Origin of the sequence: Catellatospora tritici, assembly GCF_019083965.1 — a bacterium.
In the GTDB taxonomy this organism is placed as follows: domain Bacteria; phylum Actinomycetota; class Actinomycetes; order Mycobacteriales; family Micromonosporaceae; genus Catellatospora; species Catellatospora tritici.
The window spans coordinates 182934-204718 of sequence record NZ_JAHRCY010000013.1 but is presented as its reverse complement, the minus strand read 5'-3'; the positions used below and the strand labels follow the sequence as shown (position 1 = coordinate 204718).

Below are 21785 nucleotides of genomic sequence, written 5' to 3'. Positions count from 1 at the left end.
TATCCGACATACTTCGCTTCGGGCTGACTTTGTCGCAGCTCACGGCACATGCTTCATCCGCCCGATCACCCCGTCGACACGCGGCACATCGGCATCGACCAGCCGTGGCAACCTCCCTCGCGGCCAGGTCTCGGTTTCCGGCTCGTTACGTGGTTTCCCACCAGAGAGCGCTCTCTGTCGCGGTTGGACACCGTGGCGCCTTGACTGGTATCCGCGAAAATCGTTATTGTCCGATCGTCATAATCGATGATGGTCGCTGGTCCGACGCGTGCGCGCCGGACCGCAGCTCGGCTCCGCTCGGTCGACTGGTCGGCGTCCTTCGACTGCTCCTCGGAGGTATCCCCCATGTCTGGCAAAGCCGGCCCGTTCCCACTCCCGCGCCGAAGGCACCTGGCCGCGATCGCCGCGGCCGTCCTCGCCGCGTCCTTGCTGTCGGCCTCCCCCGGCCCCGCGTACGCCGCAGGCCTGCCGATCGTGGCCGACTACGAGGGCGACCTGCCCATCACCACGTCCAGCCCCGGCATCTTCCCGTTCGGCAACGACGCGGCCAGCACACCGGCCCTGAGCCAAGCCACCGCGGCCGACCGCCCCGGCGCCGGAATGGACAACCACGCCCTCAAGGTCGTCTACACCACCACCGCGTACGGCGGCCACTCGCACAACCTGACCGCCGCGCAGGACTGGACCGCCTACGGCGGGTTCAGTTTCTGGGCCAAGGGCAGCGGCTCCGGCCGCCAGATCCAGGTCGAGGTGAAGGACGGCGGCGCCGACGGCGAGCACTCCGAACTGTGGGAGTCGCACTTCACCGACACCGCCGACTGGCAGCAGGTGAAGATCCCGTTCGGCAGCTTCACCAAGCGCACCGACTACCAGCCCGGCGGCGGCCCCACCGACGGCACGCTGACCCTGACCAACATGTGGGGCTACGCGGTCAACCTGGGCAGCAACGTCACCGGTGAGCTGCTCCTGGACGACATCGCCCTGTACGGCAGCGCCCAGCCCCGGGTCGGGCTGGTCCAGGACGCGTACACCACCGACGCGGGCGGCTCGGTCGACGTGACCGTCACCGCCACCCAGCCCGGCGACGGGCCGCTGAGCAACGCGATCACGGTCCACTACACCGTCGGCGGCGGCACCGCCGTCGACGGCACCGACTTCCACGCCGCCACCGGCACCCTAACCTTCCCGGCCGGGACCGCCTCCGGCACGACGCAGCACGTCACCGTGGCCACCATCGGCGGTACGCCCGCGGCGGTCGGCAAGACCATCCCGGTGAAGCTGACCGCCGAGGGCGCCACGCTCGGCGCCGACACGGCCACCGTCGTCATCAACGCGCACGGGCTGCCGTACCTGGACGCGAGCCTGCCGACCGCGCAGCGAGTGTCCGACCTGCTGTCGCGGATGAGCCTGGCCGAGAAGGTCGGGCAGATGACGCAGGCCGAGCGGGCCGCGGTCGGCAGCGGGACGCCGATCATCACGTACCGGCTCGGCTCGCTGCTGTCGGGCGGCGGCTCGGTGCCCAACCCGAACACGCCCACCGCGTGGGCCGACATGATCGACAACTTCCAGCTGCACGCCCGCGCCACCCCGCTGCAGATCCCGCTGATCTACGGCATCGACGCGGTGCACGGCGACAACAACCTCGACGGCGCCACCGTCTTCCCCCACAACATCGGCCTGGGCGCCAGCCGCGACCCCGACCTGGTCAAGCAGACCGGCGAGCTGACCGCGCAGGAGACCCGGGCCACCGGCATCCCGTGGACGTTCTCGCCATGCCTGTGCGTCACCCGCGACGAGCGCTGGGGCCGGTCGTACGAGTCGTTCGGCGAGGACCCGGCGCTGGTGCAGCTGCTGGAGACCATCATCGACGGTCTGCAGCACGACGGGAACCTCGCGGACCGGGGCGCTGTGCTGGCCACCGCCAAGCACTTCTTCGGCGACGGCGGCACCCGCTACGGCTCGTCGACCAACGGGTCGTACACGACCGACCAGGGCGTCACCTACGGCACCCGGGACCAGATCGAGGCGATCCACCTCGCCCCGTTCAAGACCGCGGTCCGCAAGGGCGTCGGCTCGGTCATGCCGTCCTACTCCAGCCTGCAGATCCTCGGCGAGGACAACGCCCCGGTGAAGATGCACGGCCGCGCTGACCAGATCACCGGTGTGCTCAAGCAGCAGCTCGGCTTCAAGGGCTTCGTGATCAGCGACTGGGCGGGCATCGACCAACTCGGCCCGGACTACAAGAACGACGTCAAGATCGGCGTCAACGCGGGCATCGACATGGTGATGGTGCCGTTCAACGTCCAGGGCTTCACCACGGCCCTGACCGAGCTGGCGACCAGCGGCGATGTCACGTCGGCGCGCATCGACGACGCGGTCACCCGGATCCTGACCCAGAAGTTCGCGCTCGGGCTGTTCGAGCACCCGTTCGCCGACCGCACCGGCCTGACCGAGATCGGCAGCGCGGCGCACCGGCAGGTGGCCCGGCAGGCCGCGGCCAAGTCACAGGTGCTGCTCAAGAACGATGACCGGGTGCTGCCGCTGGCCAAGACCGCCAAGATCTACGTGGCCGGGTCCAACGCCGACGACCTGGGCAACCAGGCGGGCGGCTGGACACTGAGCTGGCAGGGCGGCTCCGGAAACGCCGGGACCGGCACCACGATCCTGGCGGGCATCCGGCAGGTCGCGCCGCACGCGACGATCACGTACAGCAAGGACGCGTCGGCGCCGATCGGTGGGGCGAGCGTCGGCGTGGTCGTGGTCGGCGAGACGCCGTACGCCGAGGGCATCGGTGATGTCGGCAACGGGCACACGCTGCAGTTGTCGCTGGCCGACCGGGCCGCGGTGGAGAAGGTGTGCGCGGCCGTGCGCTGCGTCGTGGTGACCGTCTCCGGGCGGCCGCTGGACCTGACCGGCGTCGTGCCGCGCGCGGCCGGGGTGGTCGCGTCGTGGCTGCCGGGCAGCGAGGGCGCGGGCGTGGCCGATGTCCTGTTCGGCGACAAGCCGTTCACCGGGCGGCTGCCGGTCAGCTGGTTCCTCAGCGAGAGCCAGCTGCCGCTCAACCTCGGTGACCGATACTACGACCCGCTGTACGCGTACGGCTGGGGTCTGCGGACCGACAGCGGCCGGGCTCGGCTGCAGTCGCTGCGGACCAAACTGGCGGTGCTCGGCGACGACCGCGACGCCGCCGCGGCGGTGCGCTCGCTGGACCGGGCGCTCACGCCGGGCTACTGGCGGGCGGACGGCACCGCCCGCGACGGCGAGCGGGTGCTGGCGGCGCTGCAGGACGCGGCGCGCTCGCTGCAGCGGTCGACGCACGACGGGTACGGCTACGACGATCCGCTGGTCTCGGTCGCCCGTGACATCGCGCAGGCGGCAGTGGTCGAGGCGGGTCCGGGCGGGATGGCGTTCACCGCGTCACTGACCGCCGACGCCGAGCACCAGCTGCTGCTGGGCAACCCGTCAACCGCGGTCGGCCTCCTGTCCCAGGCATACCACCGGGCCTCCTGACCTGGAGCCCGTGACGTGCCCCCGGCCAGGAGCCCGGGGGCACGTCACGGCTCGGGCATGATCGCCGTTCTCGGTCACAATGTGGCCCTGGAGCGCAGTAAATGACCGCCGACACTGATCTTCGCGCTGGGGATCAGTGTCGGCGGTCAGAATCTGGGGTTTCGGGCCGAGGCCGGGTAGCGAAGTGACCGGAGGCGGCGATCTTCAGGGATGCTGTCCCGCGATACGGGAGCCGCCGACTGATTCACGGTGGTCGTTGCACCGGAAGTGACCTCGGACGGCGATCTTGGCGGTCAGTCGGGGAGCATGGGCATGGCCAGGCCCGGGTCCCGGCCCAGCAGCGTGCCGCGCTGGAGTGAGGTGGTGCCGAAGCGTTCGCGCACCGCGTCGACGGCGGTGTCCAGGGCGTCGCGGTGCACCTGCGCGAACGGCAGTTCGAGCTGCACGTGGCCGTCCCGGTCGAGGTTGCCGACCGAGACGCCGATCAGGGTCAGGCCGCGTTCGGCGATCAGCGGCGCTGCCGTCGCCAGCAGGGACCGCACCGCGTCGAGGATCGCCTGCGTCTGGTCGGTCGCCTTGGCCAGGGTGAACGAGCGGGTGGCGCGGGTGTAGTCGGCGAAGCGCAGCCGCAGCACCACCGTGCGGCCGGGGCACTCGGCCCTGCGCATCCGGCGGGTGACCCGTTCGACCAGTCCGGCGAGGGTCGCGTCGAGGTACTCGGCGGTGTGCCGGCCTCGGCCGAGAGCCCGCTGGGCGCCCATCGAGCCGCGACGGCGGCCGACGACCACCGGGCGCGGGTCCTGGTTGTGTGCCAGCGCGTGCAGGTGGCGGCCGGACCCCTGGCCGAGCATCGACACCAACGCGGCCTCGCCCAGGCGCGCCACCTGCCCGACCTTGCGGATGCCGCGCTGGTGCAGCTTCGCGGCGGTGACCTGACCGACGCCCCACAGCACCTCGACCGGCAGTCGGTGCAGGAACGACAGCTCGTCGTCGGGCGCCACGGCCAGCAGCCCGTCCGGCTTGGCGACCCGGCTGGCGACCTTGGCCAGGAACTTGGTCCGGGCGATCCCGACCGTGATCGGCAGGCCGACGCGCTCCAGCACATCACGGCGCAGTCGCGCGGCGATCTCGACCGGGCTGCCGCTGATGCGGTGCAGGCCACCGACGTCGAGGAACGCCTCGTCGATGGAGAGCGGCTCGACGAGCGGCGTGGTGTCGTCGAAGACCTCGAACACGTCCCGGCTGGCCTGCGTGTACGCCGCCATCCTGGGCTCGACCACGATCGCCTGCGGGCACAGCTCGCGGGCGGCGCGGCCACTCATCGCAGTGCGCACCCCGTAGGCCTTGGCCTCGTAGCTGGCGGCGAGCACCACGCCGCCGCCGACGATGACCGGTCGGCCGCGCAGTCGCGGATCGTCCCGCTGCTCCACGGACGCGTAGAACGAGTCGAGATCCGCGTGCAGGATCGACGCCACGCTCCGCATGACCCGCATACTAGTACAGACGTTCGAATCGCTGTCAAGAATCGCTGTCAAGAATCGCGTCAACCGTCGGCCGACCAGGCGCTCCAGCGATCCACGTCGACGGCGAGCACCGGGCCGGGCGGCGGCTGGTCGGCATACTGCGGATAGCGGGAGGTCAGCAGGCGCAGCGCGTGTTCAGACTCCGGCTCGGTGAGCGCGAGCACGCGGGCGGCGCCGTCGGCGCGCACCCACCACAGCCGCGACCAGTCCTCCTCGTAGTGGTCGGCCAGCACCGACACCCGCGACTGGACCGCCACATTGGCCAGCCGCCGCAGCGCAGTGGTGCGTTTGGGTTTGCGGTCGACGGCGCTGTAGAGCGTGTCGCCGTCCAGCGCGAACACGATCGGGACCAGGTGCGGACAGCCGCTCGCGTCGACGGTGGCCAGCCTGGCCACGCGGGCCGAGGCGAACCGCTCGGCGGGCCTCACCCGACCGTGAACTCCCCGATCGCGTCCTCCCACTTGTCCAGCGCCCGCTCGACCGGACCACGCGGACCGGACGGCAGCCAGGTCATCGCCCGGTGCACCCCGACGCGGGCCAGTTTCTCCAGCACCGCCGGGTCGGGCGGGACGGACAGGAACTGCACCTGCACCGGCCGTTGCGCCCGCGCCCGCAACTGCTCGATCCGCTCGAACACGCCCGGGTCCTCGCCGTAGTTGGGCAGCCAGCCGTCCCCGAAGGACACCACCCGGTCCAGCACGGTCGGGCCGGAGCCGCCGACCAGGATCGGCGGATGCGGCCACTGCGCCGGTTTCGGATACGACCAGATCCGGTCGAACGACACGTGCTCGCCCTGGTAGCTGGCCTCGTGGTCGGCCCAGATCGCCTTCATCGCCTCGACCCGCTCGCGCAGCACGGCCATCCGCACCCTCGGGTCGGTGCCGTGGTTGCGCATCTCCTCGCGGTTCCAGCCCGCCCCGACACCGAACTCGAACCGGCCCCCGGACAGGTGGTCGACGCTGGCCACGGACTTGGCGGTGTGGATCGGGTCGCGCTGGATGACCAGGCAGATGCCGCTGCCCACCCGCAGCCGCGAGGTCGCCTCGGCCGCGGCGGTCAGCGCGACGAACAGGTCGTAGCAGTGCCAGTACTTGGGCGGCATCTCGCCGAACGGGTACGGCGACTCGCGGCTGGCCGGGATGTGGCTGTGCTCGGCGAAGAACAGCGCGTCCTGACCCCGCTGCTCGACCAGCCGGGCCACCTCACCGGGCCGCATCCCGTCGTGCGTCGGGAAGTAGCCGACTCCGAACTCCATCGCCGCCTCCAACCGTCGGACACCTTGGTCAGCATATGAGCGTTTTGAGGGCGTACCGGGGACAACCGCTCAACTCGGCTCGTCGGGCGGCCCGCACACCCGGTCCCGACCCTCGCGCTTGGCCCGGTACAGCGCCTCGTCGACCCGCTGCAGCAGCGCCGTACTGGTCTGCCCGTGCACCGGGTAGCCGACCACGCCGATGCTCACCGTCAGCGACAGCTCGAGGTCCTGGTGCCGGATCGGGGTGCGCGCCACCGCCGCCCGCAGCCGCTCGGCGGCCGCGAACGCCTGGGCCAGATCGGCGTGCAGCAGCACCCCGAACTCCTCCCCGCCCAACCGCGCGGCCACGTCGTCGGCGCGCAGTTCGCGCTGGATCGCCGCCGCCGTCTGGGTCAGTGCCGCGTCCCCGGCCAGGTGGCCGTGGCGGTCGTTGATGGACTTGAAATGGTCCAGGTCCAGCATGAGCACCGACAGTCGGCTGCCCAGCGCACGGGCCTTGCCCAGTTCCGTCTCCAACTGCGCGTGGAAGGAGCGCCGGTTGCGCAGCCCGGTCAGCGGATCGCTGGTGGCCAGGTCGGTCAGCATCGCCCGCTGCTCGCTGATCCGCTCCGCCATGACGTTGAACGCCGAGGCGAGCCGGCCGAGTTCGCCCCGCGAGCCCACCGCCACCCGTACGTCGTCGTGCCCTGCCGCGAGCAGGTCGGCCGCGCGGGTCAGCCGCCGCACGTCCCGCACGATGCCGTGCGCCAGCAGGTACCCCAGGGCCAGCGCGACGACCATCCCGAACAAACTCGCCCCCGCCATGACCTTCGCGATGTGGGACTCGGCGGCGAGCAGCTCACGGTAGGTCTTCGTGTACTCCAGCAGCACCGCCCCGACGATCGCGCTCTTGGTGCCCAGGATGGGCACCGCGACGACCTGGATGCCGCCCGGATGGTCGGGTCCCAGCTCGGTGAAGGCGCGCGGGACGCCGTCACGCAGGGTCGCCGCGACCTCCCCGTCCGGATCCTCGAGGAACAACCTCCCCTGATGCGACGGAATGGCGTCGGCGAGGACCCGCCGGTCGCCGTCGACGACCTCGATGTCGCGCCCGAGATCGCGATGGATGTCGGTGACGTAGCGCTGCAGCTCCTCAGGGCGCTGATACATGCGGGGCTGCCCGGGGCCCAGCGGCCGGACGACGTTGTGGGCGACATGCAGGGCCACCCGCTGGGCCTCCGCCTGCGCGGCCCGCACGCTGGCGGCATGCTGCTCGCGCACCGCCACCAGCGCGACCAGCGGCAGCAGGAGCGACACGGCCAGGAACGCCAGAATCAGCCGTGGCCCCAACCGGCTGAGCCGAGCCAGCAGCCGGGACAGCCGGTGCGGCCCGGTCGGCACCCTCACCCGCCCATGGTAGCCAGCCAGAACTTCTCGTACCGGCACCAACCGGATACCGGCGCATGTACCGCCCGATGATCGAGTAGCCTACGCGGGTGACCGCGGAACTGTGGGTGCTCAACAACGGCTACATCGGCGACCGGGTGGCCAGCACGGTGACGCTGCTGCGCGACGGGGACACCCTCGCGGTGGTCGACCCGGGCATGGTCGCCGACCGGCAGCAGATCCTGGCGCCGCTGCGCGAGCTGGGCGTCGACCCCGACGACATCACCGACGTGATCTTCAGCCACCACCACCCGGACCACACCATCAACGCGGCCCTGTTCCGCAACGCCCGCTACCACGACCACTGGGCGTACTACGTGAACGACGAGTGGGTCAGTCGAGACGCCGAAGGCTTCGCGCTGACCGACACGATCCGCCTGATCCGGACTCCCGGCCACACCGCCGAGGACATCACCACCCTCGTCGACACCGCCGACGGCCTGGTCGCACTGACTCACGTGTGGTGGCACTCCGGCGGACCAGCGCACGACCCGAAGGCGACCGACTCCGACGCGCTCACCGCGTCCCGGGCCCGGGTGCTGGCCCTGCGGCCGTCGCTGGTCGTGCCCGGCCACGGCGCCGCCTTCGTCCCGGACGAGAACACGCCGCGCTGACGCCCGCCGACTTCACCCCGCGTTCAGCCTGCTCTCAGCCGGTCGCGCCTACCATGCCTACATCATGAAGACACCCCTGCTCGCCGGCGCCCTGCCGGCCTTGGTCCTGGCGCTCACCGGCTGCGGTCCGGGCCGGGCCGAGGACGCCCCACCGGACTGGTCGAAGGACCCGGTACTGGTCGGCGCCGGTGACATCGCCACCTCCGGCAAGGGCGACAGCGCCACTGCGGCACTGCTCGACGACATCGGCGGCACCGTCTTCACCCTCGGCGACAACGCGTACGACAGCGGCACCGCCAAGCAGTTCGACAAGCTGTACGGCCCCACGTGGGGCAGGCACAAGTCCCGCACCCGCCCCGCCCCCGGCAACCACGACTACCGGACACCCGGCGCGACCGGCTACTACGACTACTTCGGCGCCGTCGCCGGGCCGCCCGGCCTCGGCTACTACTCCTTCGATCTGGGCACCTGGCACATCGTGTCGCTCAACTCCAATGTCGACATGACGCCCGGGTCGGCGCAGGAGCGGTGGCTGCGCGCCGACCTCGCGGCCAGTGGCAGGCACTGCACCCTGGCCTACTGGCACCATCCGCTGTTCACCTCGGGCGCCAACCACGCGCCCGACACCGCGACCCTGCCCCTCTACCAGGCCCTCTACGACAGCGGCGCCGAGGTCGTCGTCGCCGGGCACAACCACCAGTACGAGCGGTTCGCCCCGATGGACCCCACCGGGAAGGTCGACCAGGCACGCGGGCTGCGCACGTTCGTGGTGGGCACCGGCGGAGGCGGGCTGTACCAGTTCGGCACCATCCAGCCCAACAGCGAGGTGCGCGACAACACCACCTTCGGCGTCATCGCGTTCACGCTGCACGCCGACAGCTACGAGTGGCGCTTCATCCCCGAGAAGGGCAAGTCCTTCACCGACACCGGGACCGGCACCTGCCACTGACGGTCAGCGCGCACCCGTGAACGGGGCCGTCGGCAACGGCGGCCGTGGCGGCCGGACGGCATCCTCATTGACCCGCTCGATCTGCCAGTGGGTCATCGGCTCGACCAGGGCCTGGGCGACCCGGTAACCGGCCAGCGCGCACGCGATCATCACCGCGGCGCCGATCAGGTTGCGCACGAACCAGTTCGCGGCGGGTCGCTCCATCCGGGCCTGGGCCAGCGCCCAGGCGGTGGCGTTCGGGCGGGAGAATCCGTCGTTCATCACAGCGCCGCCCGCACTTCCCGGGCGGCCAGGACGGCCGCCTCGACTCGCCGCTCCACCGGGATGCCCAGGTTGAAGTACTCCGCGCCGACGCCGCGGCCGCCCAGCCGGGCCTGCACGTACACCGTGCCGTCGTTGCCGAACCAGAAGTGGGCGCCGGGGCCGAGCTCCGGCACCGCGTACCGCCGCTCACCGACGAAGCCCGCGTGGGACAGGTAGTTCTCTGCCAGCGCCACCGGGCCGTCCCAACCCCGGCGACCGTAGGCGACGACCGTCACCGACAGACGCACGGCGCCGGTCTCGGTGGCATCGTTCTTCGAGGTGCTGACATAGCACCAGGCGACGCTGAACGGCCGCTTCGGGTCCAGTGGCTCGGTGCCGTCGCGCAGGTCGGCCCGGCCCGGCACCAGCAGGTCGAGCAACTCGGCCCGCAGCAGCGGACACACCGCGCCGGGCATCGGCGCGTGCACCATCGCCAGATCCACCGCGGGCACCGCGCCGAGGGGCCCCGACACCAGCCCGAGCAGCGCGATCACCAGCGCGGGGCGCCGGATCGCGGGCCACCGACGCCGCCAGAATCCCCGTTCCTCCATGGCCGAGATGCTAGGGCTCACCCGCCACCGACGGCTCGCCCGAGTGGGTCAACGGCGTGAGACCGGCCGGACCGGATCAGGACCCAGGTCTTCCAGTATGTAACCGTCGGGATAGGTCCGGGCGGGCTGCCCCGGGGTGAAGAAGGACTCCGGCGTCCGGCGCCAGCGGCGGACCCGGCCGCTCGAACGCAGCAGCAGGTGCACCGTCACCCGGACCGCCGGGTTCGGCTTCGGCACGCCCAGCGCCCGGCGGACCGGCTCGTCGAGCAGGGCGTCGGCCGCCGCGGCGGCGAAACGGCGCAGCGGCCTGGGAAACCGGCTCGCGAGAATGTCCCTGGTGGCGTCGATCAGCCTGGTGGCGGCCTCGTCGTGGCCGAAGTTCGCGCGCTCGTACGCGTTGAACCAGTCCTCGAACTCCGCCCAGGTGTCGGGCAGGTCGCGGATGTTCATGAGTCGCCCGACCTCGCGGTAGAAGTGCCAGGTCGCCGCCCGTTCGTCGGCGCGCAGTCGGCGCGGGCCGTAGCGGTCGATCCACCGGGTCGGGATGAAGACGAACGTGCCGAGCACGTACCGGTACTCATCGGGGGTGATGTCGTAGACGCGGTGGATCCGGTTGAGCGCGGCGATCACCTGGCGGCCGCGCGGGTGGTCGGGGCCGTGCGCGATCAGCTCGTACATGAACAGGCCGGTGTCGTCGGCGCGTTTGCGGGTGCGTTCGGTCAGCTCACCCGTGTCCAGCAGCAACCGAGCGATCGCGGGCACCGCGAACGTCCGGTAGAAGGCCAGGTTGAGCCCGAGACGCAGGTCGGCGCCGAACTCGCGCAGCGCGAGATGCCGGTAGACGGCGTGCTGGTCCACCGGCGTCTCCTGCGGCGGGCTGGTGCGGGCTGAGGTGTGCAACTCGTCGGGTCCTCACGGTCGGGGCGGCGTCGGACAGGTCCATGGTCCACAATGCCGCCATGGACCTGCGCCCGGAACTGCTGCCCCCGCCCGTCTCGGCGGAGCGGATCGCCGAGCTGAGCGCCGAGATCGCCCACCTCGAGGACCTCGTGCTGAGCGGGGACCGCGCGGTGGCCGAGGCCGCGGTCGCCGCCTTCAACGAGGCCACCGGCCACACGTGCACGCTGTGGGACTTCGTCGAGTACGACGCGGGGCGCGGCGTCGCGGAGTTCGCCCTCGAACTCGCCCGTCCGGCCTGGCCGCGCGTGCCCGACGTCACCCGCGACGAGCTGATCGAACTGGTCCGCCGGATCATGGAAGAGGGCCCGGACGCGGACTACTACCGGCTTCTGCTCGACACCAACACGGTGCGACCGGGCGCCTGGGGCGTCATCTACCACCCGCCCGCCCATCTGGGCCGGGAACCGACGCCGGAGCAGGTCGTCGACGAGATCCTGAGCTACCAGCCGATCGAGCTGTGACCGATCGACGCGCGCTTGTCGGAGCGGGCCGCTAGGCTGCGCCGATGATGGAATGGCTGCTCGACTCCGACCCGGCCGTCCGCTGGCAGGTGCTGCGGGACCTGGCCGACGCCACGCCCGCCGAGGTCGCCGCCGACCGGGCCCGGGTGGCGCGTCAGGGCTGGGGTGCCCGGCTGCTCGCGCTGGCGGACGCCGACGGACCGTGGGACGGCGGCGCGTGCTTCCCGGCCTCGTACAGTCGTGACGAGCCGGGACAGCCGTGGACCGCCACCATGCATACGCTGCAGACTCTGCTGATCTTCGGACTGGACCCGGCCGGTGAGCGGGCGCGCCGCGCGACCGCCCTGGTCGCCGAGAACTGCCGGTGGGAGCACGACGGACAGCGGTTCTTCGACGGCGAGGTCGAGCCGTGCATCAACGGCCGGACCATCGAGACCGGCGCCTATTTCGGGATGGACGTCGCCCCGATCGTGGCACGCCTGCTCGGCGAGCGGCTGCCCGACGGCGGCTGGAACTGCGAGGCCGAGAACGGTTCGGTGCGCTCCTCGGTCGACACCACGATCAACGTGCTGGACGGGCTGCTGGAGTTCGAACGCGCCACCGGCGGCTCCGACGAGGTCCGCCAGGCCCGGCGCGGCGGCGAGGAGTACCTCCTCGCACGCGGCCTGTTCCGGCGGCTGAGCACCGGCGACGTCATCGACCCGGCGTATCCGGACTTCGCGTTCCCGTACTACTGGCACTACGACGTGCTGCGGGCGCTCGACTACTTCCGCCGGGCGGGCGCCGAGCCCGATCCGCGGATGGCCGAAGCCGTCGAACTGGTCCGCTCCAAGCGGCAGCCGGACGGCTGCTGGCTGCTCGACCGGGTACACCCGGGGCGGGTCTTCTTCGACCTCGAAACCGTCGGCGAACCGAGCCGGTGGAACACGCTGCGCGCCCTGCGAGTCCTCGACTGGTGGGACGGCGCGAAAGGCACGCAGTCCTAACCCGCCTTGGGGTGTACGGCGAAGAAATCCCAGATCACGGCTGTGGCATCGAGGGCGGTTGCCGGTGGGTCGAGCCCGAGCGCGCGTTCGAGCACCGGTTTGGGCACCGAACCGGGCCACTGGTGCCCGGCACCGGCGACCACGATCAGCTCTACCGCGCGCCCGTTCGGGCACGACCACCGCGAGGTGGTGACCGGGCCGTCGGTGCTGACGGCCGCCTGGCCGCAGCCGTCGACGGCCCGCCATTCGTCGATGACCTCCGGCACGGGCGGGCCGTCGATGGTGGCGAAGCCGTCGCCTGGGCTGCCGTCGAGCGCGATGTTGTGGTCGGCGTCGCCGTGCACGTGAATGACTGAAACCGGCGCCGGATGCTCGCAGGCGCCCAGCCGGGTCGCGGCGACGGGTCCGATCGCGGCGAACAGCGTGGTGTCGCAGGCCAGCCGGTATGACATCAGCCCGCCGTTGGAGATCCCGGTGGCGTACACCCGCGCCGGATCGACCCGAACCGACTCCCCCACCCGCGCGACCATCGCCTCGATGAAGGCGACGTCGTCCACGCCCTGCTCCCCCGGTCGCCCGCAGCAGCCGCCCCCGACCGCCCAGGCGCGGACCAGCCCGTCCGGGTACGCCACCACGAACCCGCCCCCGTCTGCCTGCGCGTCCCAGCCATACGACCCACGCGCCTGCGACCCGGTGCCGAACCCGCCGTGCAGCACCACGACCAGCGGCACTGCCTCGCCCGGCGGCAGCGACGACGGGACGTACAACTGATAGGTCCGATCACGCCCGTCGACGGTGATGTGGTGGTCAGACACCCCGACAGACGTCGGGTCCATTTCGCGCCGGGACTGGCACCCCGCCAGTAGAACCGCGCCTGTCATCAGCAGTGCCACGAACGCCCGCATGCCGACAGTCTGCGCCGCTCCGGTACGGCCCAGGTAAGCGCGCGGTCAGGGTCCGACGGTCTTCACCGAACCTGCACGTCGGCACCGCCGCACCACCATGGTCGGTGCCTAGCGTCGTCGCCATGCGAGTGAAGATGATCCTGCCCGCGCTGACGGAGGCGACCAGTCCGTTCTTCCGACCGATCAAATACTCACTGTTCCCGCCGCTGGGGCTGGCCACCCTGGCCGGATACCTGCCCGGCGACGCGCACGTCACGCTGCACGACGAGCACGTGCAGCGGCTGCGCCTCGACGAGGACCCGGTGCCGGACCTGGTGGTGATCCAGGTCTACATCACCTCGGCCCGGCGCAGTTACGAGATCGCCGACCACTACCGGGCGCGCGGCGCGTACGTCGTGCTCGGCGGTCTGCACGTCACCTCGCTGCCCGACGAGGCGGCCGCGCACGCCGACACGGTCTTCCTCGGCCCCGGCGAGGACACCTGGCCGCAGTTTCTCGCCGACTGGTATCGCGGGCAGGCCAAGCCGCGCTACACCTCCACCACCAGGACCCTGGCCGGGTTGCCGCCGATCCGCCGCGACCTGATCGACCGGCACCGCTACCTGGTGCCGAACTCGATCGTGGTGTCGCGCGGCTGCCCGCACCACTGCGACTTCTGCTACAAGGACGCGTTCTTCGAGGGCGGCAAGTCGTACTACACGCAGACCGTCGAGGACGCGTTGGCCGAGATCGACCGGCTGCCCGGCCGCCACCTCTACTTCCTCGACGACCACCTGTTCGGCAACCGCCGTTTCGCCACCGAACTGTTCGCGGGCATGACCGGGATGGGCCGCCTGTGGCAGGCAGCCGCCACGGTCGACTCGATCCTGGCGCCCGGCCTGCTGGAGCAGGCGGTGGCGGCGGGGCTGCGCAGCATGTTCGTCGGCTTCGAGACCATCAACAGCGGCAATCTCGCGGGCAGTCGCAAACGCCAGAACATCGGCCGCGACTACGGCGCGGTGGTGCGGCGGCTGCACGACGCCGGGGTGATGGTCAACGCGTCGTTCGTGTTCGGCATGGACGACGACGGACCCGACGTGTTCGACCGGACCGTGGCCTGGGCGATCGAGCAGGGCATCGAGACGGCGACGTTCCACATCATGACGCCGTACCCGGGGACGGGGCTGTTCGACCGGATCGCCGGACAGGAGCGACTGCTGCACCGCGACTGGGACCGCTACGACACCCGGCAGGTGGTGTTCGAACCCCGCGGCATGACCCGCGAGCAGCTCGAAGACGGCTACTGGCGGGCCTACCGGGACTTCTACCGCTGGGGCTCGATCTGGCGCGGGGCGGCGGCCAAGGAGTCGCTGGGCGACCGGCTGCGGCACATGGCGTACTCGGGCGGCTGGAAGAAGTTCGAGCCGGTATGGGATCTGGCCATCCGGACCAGGGCGGTGCTGCACGCGCTGCCGCTGCTGGAGTCGACGCTGGGCAGCTTCGGCGGGCGACGGGCCGAGGCGGCCCCGGTCCCCGCCCGCCGCGAGCTGCCCCTGCTGCAGGGCTGAAGCTCAGCTCAGTCGAGGTCGTCGCAGACGTTGTGGGTGCTGCCGTGGATCATCGTCACCGTCTGGTAGGACGAGGAGTCGAAGTCGATGGTGAACACCCCGTCGATGGTGTGGAGGCCGCGGGGCAGACGCCCCGTGGTCGAGATGATCGCCGCCCATCATCGCCCAATGTGCACGTAGGCGCTGCCCCGCGGCTCGACGGGCCGCCGGGCAGGCCGTCGGCTACGGGACGGCGCACACGCCGGTCATCCGGCCGCGACCACCTTGTCCTCCGCTCGAGCAGAGCCACTGATAGGCCATGAGGACGTCCAACCGCCCGTATCCGGTGGCCGGGTCCGCACCGGCGGGCCCGACGTCCGCTGCGCCCGCCTCCAACGCGGCCGCCTGGCGGTCGGCGGGCAGGTCAGGGAAGGCGTCCAGCAGCAGCGCGAGCGCCCCTGCCACATGTGGCGCGGCGATGGAGGTGCCCGAGACCGTCCGGTACTGCCCGTACAGATCCGTCGTACGCACGTTGACACCGGGAGCCGCGAGGCTCGGCGCCACCGCGGGCCCGCACGGGGACGGTCCCCGGCTGCTCGCCGGGTCGACGGCATCGGCCTCATCGGTGGCGCCGACGGCGAACGCGTCGGGGTTGTTCGCCGGACTGGGCATGGTTCCCGGCAGTGGCCCGTGGTTGCCGGCCGAGAACACCGGCAGGATGCCGGCCGCCCGCAGGTTGGCCAGGTCGAGGCGGAATTCGAGGTCGCAGCCGGAGGACAGCATGGTCCACGAGTTGTCGACCACATCCGGTGCGTCCGCAGTGGCGGGATCACCGTCAGGATCCAGCAGCCACTGAAGGCTGCGGTGGATGCTCCTCGACGTCGCGATGCCGCGGTCGTCGAAGGCCTTGGCCGCGATCCAGGTGGCATCGGGGGCCATGCCGACGGTGGTGCCGCCGGCATCCCCACCGACCATCACACCCATCGTCGAGGTGCCGTGCCCGTTGACGTCCGTCGGGTTCAGCGGGTGCTCGCCGCTCGGGTCGTACCAGCTGTTGGTGCCACCGCGCCAGCGGCCGGCGAGATCGGGATGGCTGAGGTCGACTCCGGTATCCACATTCGCCACTACGATGCCCCGGCCGCGCAGCCCGAGCTCCCACAGCCGCGGCGCACCGGCCAGCGCGATGTTGGGCTCCGGTGCCGCAGCGTCAGGCAGGTCGCGCAGCGACGGCACACCCGTGCGCAGCGCCGGCATCTGCAGGATCCGGTCCGGGAGGAGCGACTCGACCTCGGGGCGGGCGGCGAGCTCGAGGATCACCGACGGAACGGCGGTGATCGCGATCCCGTTGAAGATCCACAGCGGGTCGACGGCGGCCACGAGGCCTTGCGCGCGTCGTGCGGCGAGCAGCCCGAGCAGGTCCGCCTGCGTGGTCGCCGCCTGCGCCCGCAGCGCCGAGACGACAGCGGCATGACGCAGATCGGCGGTGGGCGCATGAATGGTGGCGGGATCCGTCTGCGCCACCAGCCTCGCCACCACCGAGAGCAGCTGTCCGGGCGCTGTGGCGGCAAGCTCGGCACGCAGCCCGGCGTCGACGGTCGTCGGCGCGGGTCCGGCGTGGGCGGACCGCTCGGCCGGCACCGATGGGCTGCCGACGAGCCCGAGCGAGAGGGCCGCTGCGATGACCCGGGCCGCGGCCCTCACCGGGATTCGTCCGGGGCGTCCAGGTCCAGGCGCCATCGCCACCGGGAGAGCACCGACCACCACAGGGCGGCCATGATCACCGCAGCGAGGATCAGCACCGCCAACGGCTCCACGATGGAGCGCAGGCGCGGACCACGAGCCGGTTCCCGCACACCGCCGACCGGCACCGACCAGTCGACCGGCACCGCGAGGCGGTCCGGGCCTCGGGAGATCACCGCGGTCAGCCGAGCCGGGCCGGGTGTGCGAAGCTCGGCGGCGCCGATGTAGCGGCCCGGCGCCACCGGCCGCAGCCGGAGCGTACGGGTCGTCGCGCCCGAGGCGACCTCGACCGCGACGGCGTCGATCGGCGCGGGCGGCGGCCGATGTGCGCTGGCGGCCAGGACGGTCACCCCGTTGACCCCGGGCCGGTTCGGGGTGAGGGCGACCGTGACGACGAGGTCGTCGACCGTGCCGGTGCCCGTCGTGGGGGCCGCGGGGACCGCCTCCGGCACCCGGCCGGGCGCCGTCTGCCCGAGCACCGCGGCGCCGAGCAGGACGAGCAGGCCCACGGCCACCTCCGCGACCAGGAGCCGACCTGGACCGAGCCGGCTGGACGCCGACGGTGCGCCACGGTGCCCGGCGGCGGATCGGCGCCACCGGGCGCTGCTGCACAGCCCGAGCACCAGGGCGGCGGTCACCAGGACGGCTTTTGCCAGCAGCACCCGGCCGTATCCCGTCGAGACCAGGTCGCCTGCGGAGGCCACCTGCTGGCCGGCGTGATAGAGCCCGGTTGCCGCGATGAGTCCTGCGCTGAGCAGCACCATCCGGGTGAAGGGTGGCCGGCAGGCGCGGAACAGCGCGGCACGCTCGGTCCGGTCGCCGGACCGCCACCGCATCGCCGCCAGCGCCGCGATCGCGCCCAGCCATACGCACGCCGTCAGGATGTGGGCGGCTGCGGCCACGGCGGCGAGCCCGCGGTACGAGTCGAGTCCGGCCGCGTGGCCGCGCAGCGCCTCCACCGACACGGCAGCGGCCGCGAGCGCACCGGCGGCCGTCCACAGGGTGCGGGTCTTGCGCCGGCGTGGCTCACCGGCCGTCCCGACGAGGGTGAACGTTACCGCGGTGAGAGCGCAGAGCAGGCCTTCACCCAGTAGCGAGAACCGTCCCCACCGGGTCAGCAGCAGCGCGGGGCCGGGCCCGGCAGCCGACCGGATCGCCAGGTCGGCGGCTCCGACGACCACGGCCAGGCCGCCGCAGATCGCGGCGACCGCGAGCACCCGGCGGTCGGCGCGGCGGACGGTCTGCGCCAGCGGGTCGGTGCCATCGGCCGGGATCGCCCTGCGCAGCACCGCCCCTGCCACGGCGAGCCCGCCGATCAGGCCCGCGAGCAGGCACAGCCACAGCCAGCGCCGTGCGGCATCCAGCGGCGCCGTGCCGGTCGCGTCGGCGGCGGCGGCGGTGGCCGCGCGGCTGGTGCCCCGCACGCTGAACACGAGCGTGCCGCCGGTCGGGTGCCCGTCGTCCTCGGCGACTACGCGCCAGGTCAGCGCATATGCACCGGCGGGCAGTGCGGGCAGGTCCAGGGTGAGCATGCGAGGGTCGTCACCCGGCACCGCCGCGATCCCCTCGATCACTCGTCCGTCGGTGTCGAGCAGGCGGGTCGTGCTCAGGCCTGGCGCGATGTCCTCGCTGAACCACAACCGCACGGCGCGGGGTGACTCGGCCACCACGGCACCGTCGGCAGGCGCCGAGCCGATCAGCGCGGCATGAGCCTGCGCCGGGTCGGCGGGACCGAGCGCGAGCAGAGCGCACGCCGCGGTCAGGACCGTCCGAGCCAGCAGTCGCCGCCAGTTCATCCGCCGCCGGCGGCGCCTACTCGACCAGGACATGTTCCACCTGGGCGTCGCCGAGCAGGACGGTCACTCTGCTCCCCCGGTGCACCCAGTTGCCGGGGTTCTCGAGGATCAGGTAGTACGTGATCGCGGCTTTCAGGGCGCCGGAGTGCTCGTGACCCATCAGCAGCTCATGCAGCACGAGCCCGCTGGCCTCGTCGACGATCGCCGGCGGCGTCGACGGTGCGTGCAGTCCGTCGGCCAGGTTCGGGTCGATGACCTGGTAGCGCAGGTCCAGTAGCCCTCCGTCACCCGTCGCCGCCACCCGCACCAGCCGCACGCCGACCCGGGCGGCCAGGTCGGCGGCGGCCACGGCGGGGCGGGTCCAGGCGGCCGGGACCGGTGCCGCGTCGGCAGGCGGCCGTTCCCGCGGACCGCTCTGGTGCAGCAGGACGACGGCACCGGCGGCGACGGCCAGCGCGACGACGGCGGCGATGCCGGTGCGGCGCGGGTGGGCTCGGCTGAGGTCGCGGGCGCGGGCGGTGAGGTCACGCAACCTGCCGCGAGCCGAGGGGCGGCGCGCATCCATCACGGCACCTGGAGGTAGGTGAGCATCCCACCGGGCGTGTGCTGGGGATTGGCGGGGGTGCCGTTGGTGAGGTGCAGCTGCCGGTTGTAGAGCGGGAACCGGGTGCCGGTGGCCGGGATGACGGCGATCGTGTCCTCGGTCGCGCCGGCGGGGATCGTCTCGGCGACGGAGTCGAAGGGGTTGGCCAGCACCCGCGCGTCCTGGGCGAGGACACGCTGGTGCAGCCCGAGCAGGACCATGGTCGTGTTGTCGAAGCCGGCGTTGAGGTAGCGCAGCAGCACGCGGGTTCCCGGGGCGAGCCCGTGGATCGGGCTGGTCTGCGGGTACGCCTTGCCGTTGATCAGCCAGAACGTCGCCGCGTACCGGTGCATGTCGTAACCGGCGGGGTCGGCGTTGAAGGCCGGGTCGATCGCGCTGAGGACAGTGACAGCCTCCGTGTCGTAGGCGCTGGACACGCCGTACGCCTGGCCTGCCGTTGGCGGGCGCACGATGAGCGCACCGTAGAGCCCCATCGCGAGTTGCCGGCCGGCGTCGGCCGGACTCTGGTAAAGGTAGGTGCCCGGGGCTGCCGCCACGAACGTGAAGGCCGCGGAGCCGTGCGCCGGTGCGGGCGCCGCACCTTGCGTGACCGCGATGCCGGGCACCTCCAGCGAGACCGCCGCGGCCAGGTCGTTGTGCACGACGACGGCAACGGTGTCGCCCTGGTTGACGGTGAGCACCGGGCCGGGCACCTGCGGCGTGACCCCGACGCAGGTCGGCTGCCCGGCGCCGTCGTGCCCAGCGACGGCGAACCCCCACACCGGGGTCGCGGCCACGCCGGGCAGCGGCAACGTCCCCGCCTCGACGCACAGGTCGATCGTGACGGGCTGCGCCGACGCCGGTGCGCCCGGCCCCAGCAGGCCTGCCGCCACCAGTACGAGTACGAACGCCACGCGGGCCCTGGGACGTGCCGGTGCACGCATCGCAAGCATCTCCTCTGAACTCGGCTACGCGGCGTCGTACGTGATCAGCAGCAGGTCGCCCTGCGCGACGAAACTGGTCGGCGAGCCCGACGCCCGTACCCGCACCCGCACCTGGCCCCGGTCGGCGCCGGTGCCGATGAAGTCGGACTCCGCGCCCGGGGGCGCGCCGGTGATGGTCGCGCCCGCCGGACCCACGCTCGTCGTCGCGCCGAGCTGGACCCAGGCGTTGCTGGCCCAGTTCCACATCGACACCGCGGTCGCGACGGGCGCGGTGGCGGGGCAGGCACCACTGGTGGTGCCGCAGTTGCGGCCGACATAGCGCACCCGCAGGTTGGTCGAGCCCGTGGACACGCCGGTGAAGCCGCCGTACCAGTCGGCGGCCCGGGAGCCGGTGGTCGTCGAGTTGACCTGCAAGTACTGCGAGTCCGTCGCGCCCAGCGCGGTGTAGTCGCCCGACCGCTGGCCGCCGGCGAGGATCTTCGTCGACATCGCGTACCCGGTGCAGCCGCCGGGCGGGTCGACCCGCAGCAGCGTCGCCATGCCGCCGAAGCCCTCGTCGAAGTTGGTGAACTCGTTGAGCGCATGGCTGTGCCACGGGTAGTACCACTCACCGCACAGGCCCTGCCGCGTGACCACGGTGGGCAGGGTGCCCAGGGCGCCGAGATAGGGGCTGCCGCTGAACCAGGTGTTGTCGTCGATGAAGGTCATGTTGCGGTAGCTGGGCGGTGCGGCGTCGGCGGGGAACGGGTTGCTGCCGGCGTCCCAGGAGTCCTGGTCGGTCCACTTGAACAGCATGTCCGCGGTCTGACCGGAGCCGATGACGTCACCGAAGTGCTCCGACGAGGCGTCGGCGCCGGCCGGGCTCCGCAGCAGCCGGCCGTCGTGCGCGATCACCCGGACGTGGTTGCCGTGCGGGTGGAAGGGGTGGTTGAGCGCACCGGCGTTGACCATGCGGATGAGCGCCGGCAGCGGGTTGCGTGCCGAGTCGTACGGCTTGACCCGCACCAGTGCTCCGTAAGGCTGGGCGGGCAGCCAGGAGACGCCGTTGTCCTGGATGGTGTCGGGCAGTTCCCGGCCGTTGATCGCGAAGTATCGGCTGCGCAACTTGTTGAAGTCGTAGGTGTCGCCCTTCTCCACCGCGTGATGCAGGTCCGGATCGATCTCGCTGAGCAGCAGCAGGTATTCGCGCGCGGGGTCGAACTGGCTGGCCGAGTCGTAGGCGCGGTCCGGATGGCCCGCTGGGCGGACCACCAGGGCCCCGTACAGGCCCATCTCGACCTGCTTCGACTGATCGGAGCCGCTTTCGTAGAGGTAGGTCCCCGGATGGGCGGCGACGAACGTGTATGACGCGTTCCCACCGGCCGGCGCCTCGCCGGTCAGCAGGCCGGGCGAGCCGGTCGCGGTCACGCCCTGCTGACCGGGGAAGACGATCGACACCGGTTCGCTCAGGTCGTTGTGCAGGTTGACGGTGACGGTGTCGCCTTCGCTGACGCACATCACCGGGCCGGGACTCTGGAAGCGGCCGCCCGCGCCGGCATCGGCGTAGCTCCACATGAGCACGCTGTTGCCGTCGGGTGTCTCCACGTGTCCGGTCTTGGCGACGAGATCGAAGACCGGGCCGGTGGTGCAGACCATACCGATCCGGGGCGGCCCCGCCTGGTGCGCTCCGGCGCCCGGTGAGGCGCCGACCGCGGCCACGGCACCGACCGCGGCGACGAGCCCGAGCTGGCGGAGTCTCTTGGTCATCGTCGCCC

General features: G+C 72.0%; 19 protein-coding genes. 6 read left to right on the top strand and 13 right to left on the bottom strand.

Going from position 1 to position 21785, the window contains the following annotated elements; genetic code table 11:
* The first annotated feature begins 345 nt into the window (after positions 1–345).
* Positions 346–3510 (top strand): glycoside hydrolase family 3 N-terminal domain-containing protein, encoded by a 3165-nt coding sequence (locus tag KUA19_RS27570; RefSeq protein WP_217400565.1) that lies wholly within the window; start codon positions 346–348, stop codon positions 3508–3510.
* A gap of 293 nt (positions 3511–3803) precedes the next feature.
* On the opposite strand, the gene dinB is transcribed toward KUA19_RS27570, so the two are convergent.
* The 4 genes from dinB to KUA19_RS44670 all read right to left on the bottom strand — a co-directional run bounded on the left by dinB (position 3804) and on the right by KUA19_RS44670 (position 7674).
* A complete protein-coding gene (gene dinB, locus KUA19_RS27565) occupies positions 3804–4994 on the bottom strand; it encodes a DNA polymerase IV (protein WP_217400563.1) in 1191 nt (396 codons plus the stop codon).
* Between the two features lie 59 nt (positions 4995–5053).
* Entirely contained in the window at positions 5054–5461 is a 408-nt protein-coding gene (locus KUA19_RS27560; protein WP_217400561.1) for a TIGR03668 family PPOX class F420-dependent oxidoreductase, read from the bottom strand.
* On the bottom strand, positions 5458–6288 hold the full coding sequence (locus KUA19_RS27555; RefSeq protein ID WP_217400560.1) for an LLM class F420-dependent oxidoreductase: 831 nt from the start codon (positions 6286–6288) through the stop codon (positions 5458–5460). Before KUA19_RS27555 ends, KUA19_RS27560 begins: the two co-directional genes overlap by 4 nt.
* Positions 6289–6357: 69 nt before the next feature.
* Positions 6358–7674 (bottom strand): diguanylate cyclase, encoded by a 1317-nt coding sequence (locus tag KUA19_RS44670; protein WP_217400557.1) that lies wholly within the window; start codon positions 7672–7674, stop codon positions 6358–6360.
* An 89-nt stretch (positions 7675–7763) separates the two neighbouring features.
* On the opposite strand from KUA19_RS44670, the gene KUA19_RS27545 reads away from it, so the two are divergent.
* Positions 7764–8327: an MBL fold metallo-hydrolase gene (locus tag KUA19_RS27545; protein ID WP_217400555.1), complete on the top strand. Its 564-nt coding sequence runs from the start codon at positions 7764–7766 to the stop codon at positions 8325–8327.
* Between the two features lie 64 nt (positions 8328–8391).
* Positions 8392–9276, top strand: a complete 885-nt coding sequence (locus tag KUA19_RS27540; protein WP_217400553.1) for a metallophosphoesterase family protein — start codon at positions 8392–8394, stop codon at positions 9274–9276.
* 3 nt (positions 9277–9279) lie between these two features.
* Here the strand turns inward: KUA19_RS27540 and KUA19_RS27535 are convergent, their stop codons facing one another.
* Genes KUA19_RS27535 through KUA19_RS27525 form a run of 3 tightly spaced genes read right to left on the bottom strand, consistent with a single transcriptional unit; the run spans position 9280 to position 11030 of the window.
* Positions 9280–9537 carry a hypothetical protein gene (locus KUA19_RS27535; RefSeq protein ID WP_217400551.1) on the bottom strand — a complete coding sequence of 86 codons (258 nt, stop codon included), beginning with the start codon at positions 9535–9537 and terminating at the stop codon, positions 9280–9282.
* Complete coding sequence (locus KUA19_RS27530) at positions 9537–10130, bottom strand: hypothetical protein (RefSeq protein WP_217400549.1); 594 nt, start codon at positions 10128–10130, stop codon at positions 9537–9539. The genes KUA19_RS27535 and KUA19_RS27530 overlap by 1 nt, the downstream gene beginning before the upstream one ends.
* 48 nt (positions 10131–10178) lie before the next feature.
* Positions 10179–11030, bottom strand: coding sequence for an oxygenase MpaB family protein (locus tag KUA19_RS27525; protein WP_217400547.1), 852 nt, complete (start codon positions 11028–11030; stop codon positions 10179–10181).
* 59 nt (positions 11031–11089) lie between these two features.
* Between KUA19_RS27525 and KUA19_RS27520 the strand changes: the two genes are divergently transcribed.
* Together KUA19_RS27520 and KUA19_RS27515 are read left to right on the top strand one after the other, a co-directional pair.
* Positions 11090–11551 carry a bacteriocin immunity protein gene (locus KUA19_RS27520; protein WP_217400545.1) on the top strand — a complete coding sequence of 154 codons (462 nt, stop codon included), beginning with the start codon at positions 11090–11092 and terminating at the stop codon, positions 11549–11551.
* A gap of 44 nt (positions 11552–11595) precedes the next feature.
* A complete protein-coding gene (locus KUA19_RS27515) occupies positions 11596–12537 on the top strand; it encodes a prenyltransferase/squalene oxidase repeat-containing protein (RefSeq protein WP_217400544.1) in 942 nt (313 codons plus the stop codon).
* On the opposite strand, the gene KUA19_RS27510 is transcribed toward KUA19_RS27515, so the two are convergent.
* Entirely contained in the window at positions 12534–13442 is a 909-nt protein-coding gene (locus KUA19_RS27510; RefSeq protein WP_217400542.1) for an extracellular catalytic domain type 1 short-chain-length polyhydroxyalkanoate depolymerase, read from the bottom strand. The two genes, KUA19_RS27515 and KUA19_RS27510, sit on opposite strands and share 4 nt — an antisense overlap.
* Before the next feature lie 122 nt (positions 13443–13564).
* On the opposite strand from KUA19_RS27510, the gene KUA19_RS27505 reads away from it, so the two are divergent.
* Positions 13565–14989, top strand: a complete 1425-nt coding sequence (locus KUA19_RS27505; RefSeq protein WP_254550194.1) for a B12-binding domain-containing radical SAM protein — start codon at positions 13565–13567, stop codon at positions 14987–14989.
* A 222-nt stretch (positions 14990–15211) separates the two neighbouring features.
* On the opposite strand, the gene KUA19_RS27500 is transcribed toward KUA19_RS27505, so the two are convergent.
* The 5 genes from KUA19_RS27500 to KUA19_RS27480 are packed head-to-tail and all read right to left on the bottom strand — an operon-like array spanning position 15212 to position 21777.
* The gene (locus KUA19_RS27500; protein WP_217400540.1) at positions 15212–16669 is read right to left on the bottom strand and encodes a S8 family serine peptidase; all 1458 of its coding nucleotides are present in this window, start codon (positions 16667–16669) and stop codon (positions 15212–15214) included.
* The gene (locus KUA19_RS27495) at positions 16666–18537 is read right to left on the bottom strand and encodes a copper resistance CopC/CopD family protein (protein ID WP_217400538.1); all 1872 of its coding nucleotides are present in this window, start codon (positions 18535–18537) and stop codon (positions 16666–16668) included. Before KUA19_RS27495 ends, KUA19_RS27500 begins: the two co-directional genes overlap by 4 nt.
* The gene (locus KUA19_RS27490; RefSeq protein ID WP_217400536.1) at positions 18521–19069 is read right to left on the bottom strand and encodes a hypothetical protein; all 549 of its coding nucleotides are present in this window, start codon (positions 19067–19069) and stop codon (positions 18521–18523) included. Before KUA19_RS27490 ends, KUA19_RS27495 begins: the two co-directional genes overlap by 17 nt.
* A complete protein-coding gene (locus KUA19_RS27485) occupies positions 19069–20031 on the bottom strand; it encodes a multicopper oxidase domain-containing protein (RefSeq protein ID WP_217400534.1) in 963 nt (320 codons plus the stop codon). The genes KUA19_RS27490 and KUA19_RS27485 overlap by 1 nt, the downstream gene beginning before the upstream one ends.
* Before the next feature lie 24 nt (positions 20032–20055).
* Positions 20056–21777, bottom strand: coding sequence for a multicopper oxidase domain-containing protein (locus tag KUA19_RS27480; protein ID WP_217400533.1), 1722 nt, complete (start codon positions 21775–21777; stop codon positions 20056–20058).
* Positions 21778–21785: the final 8 nt, after the last annotated feature.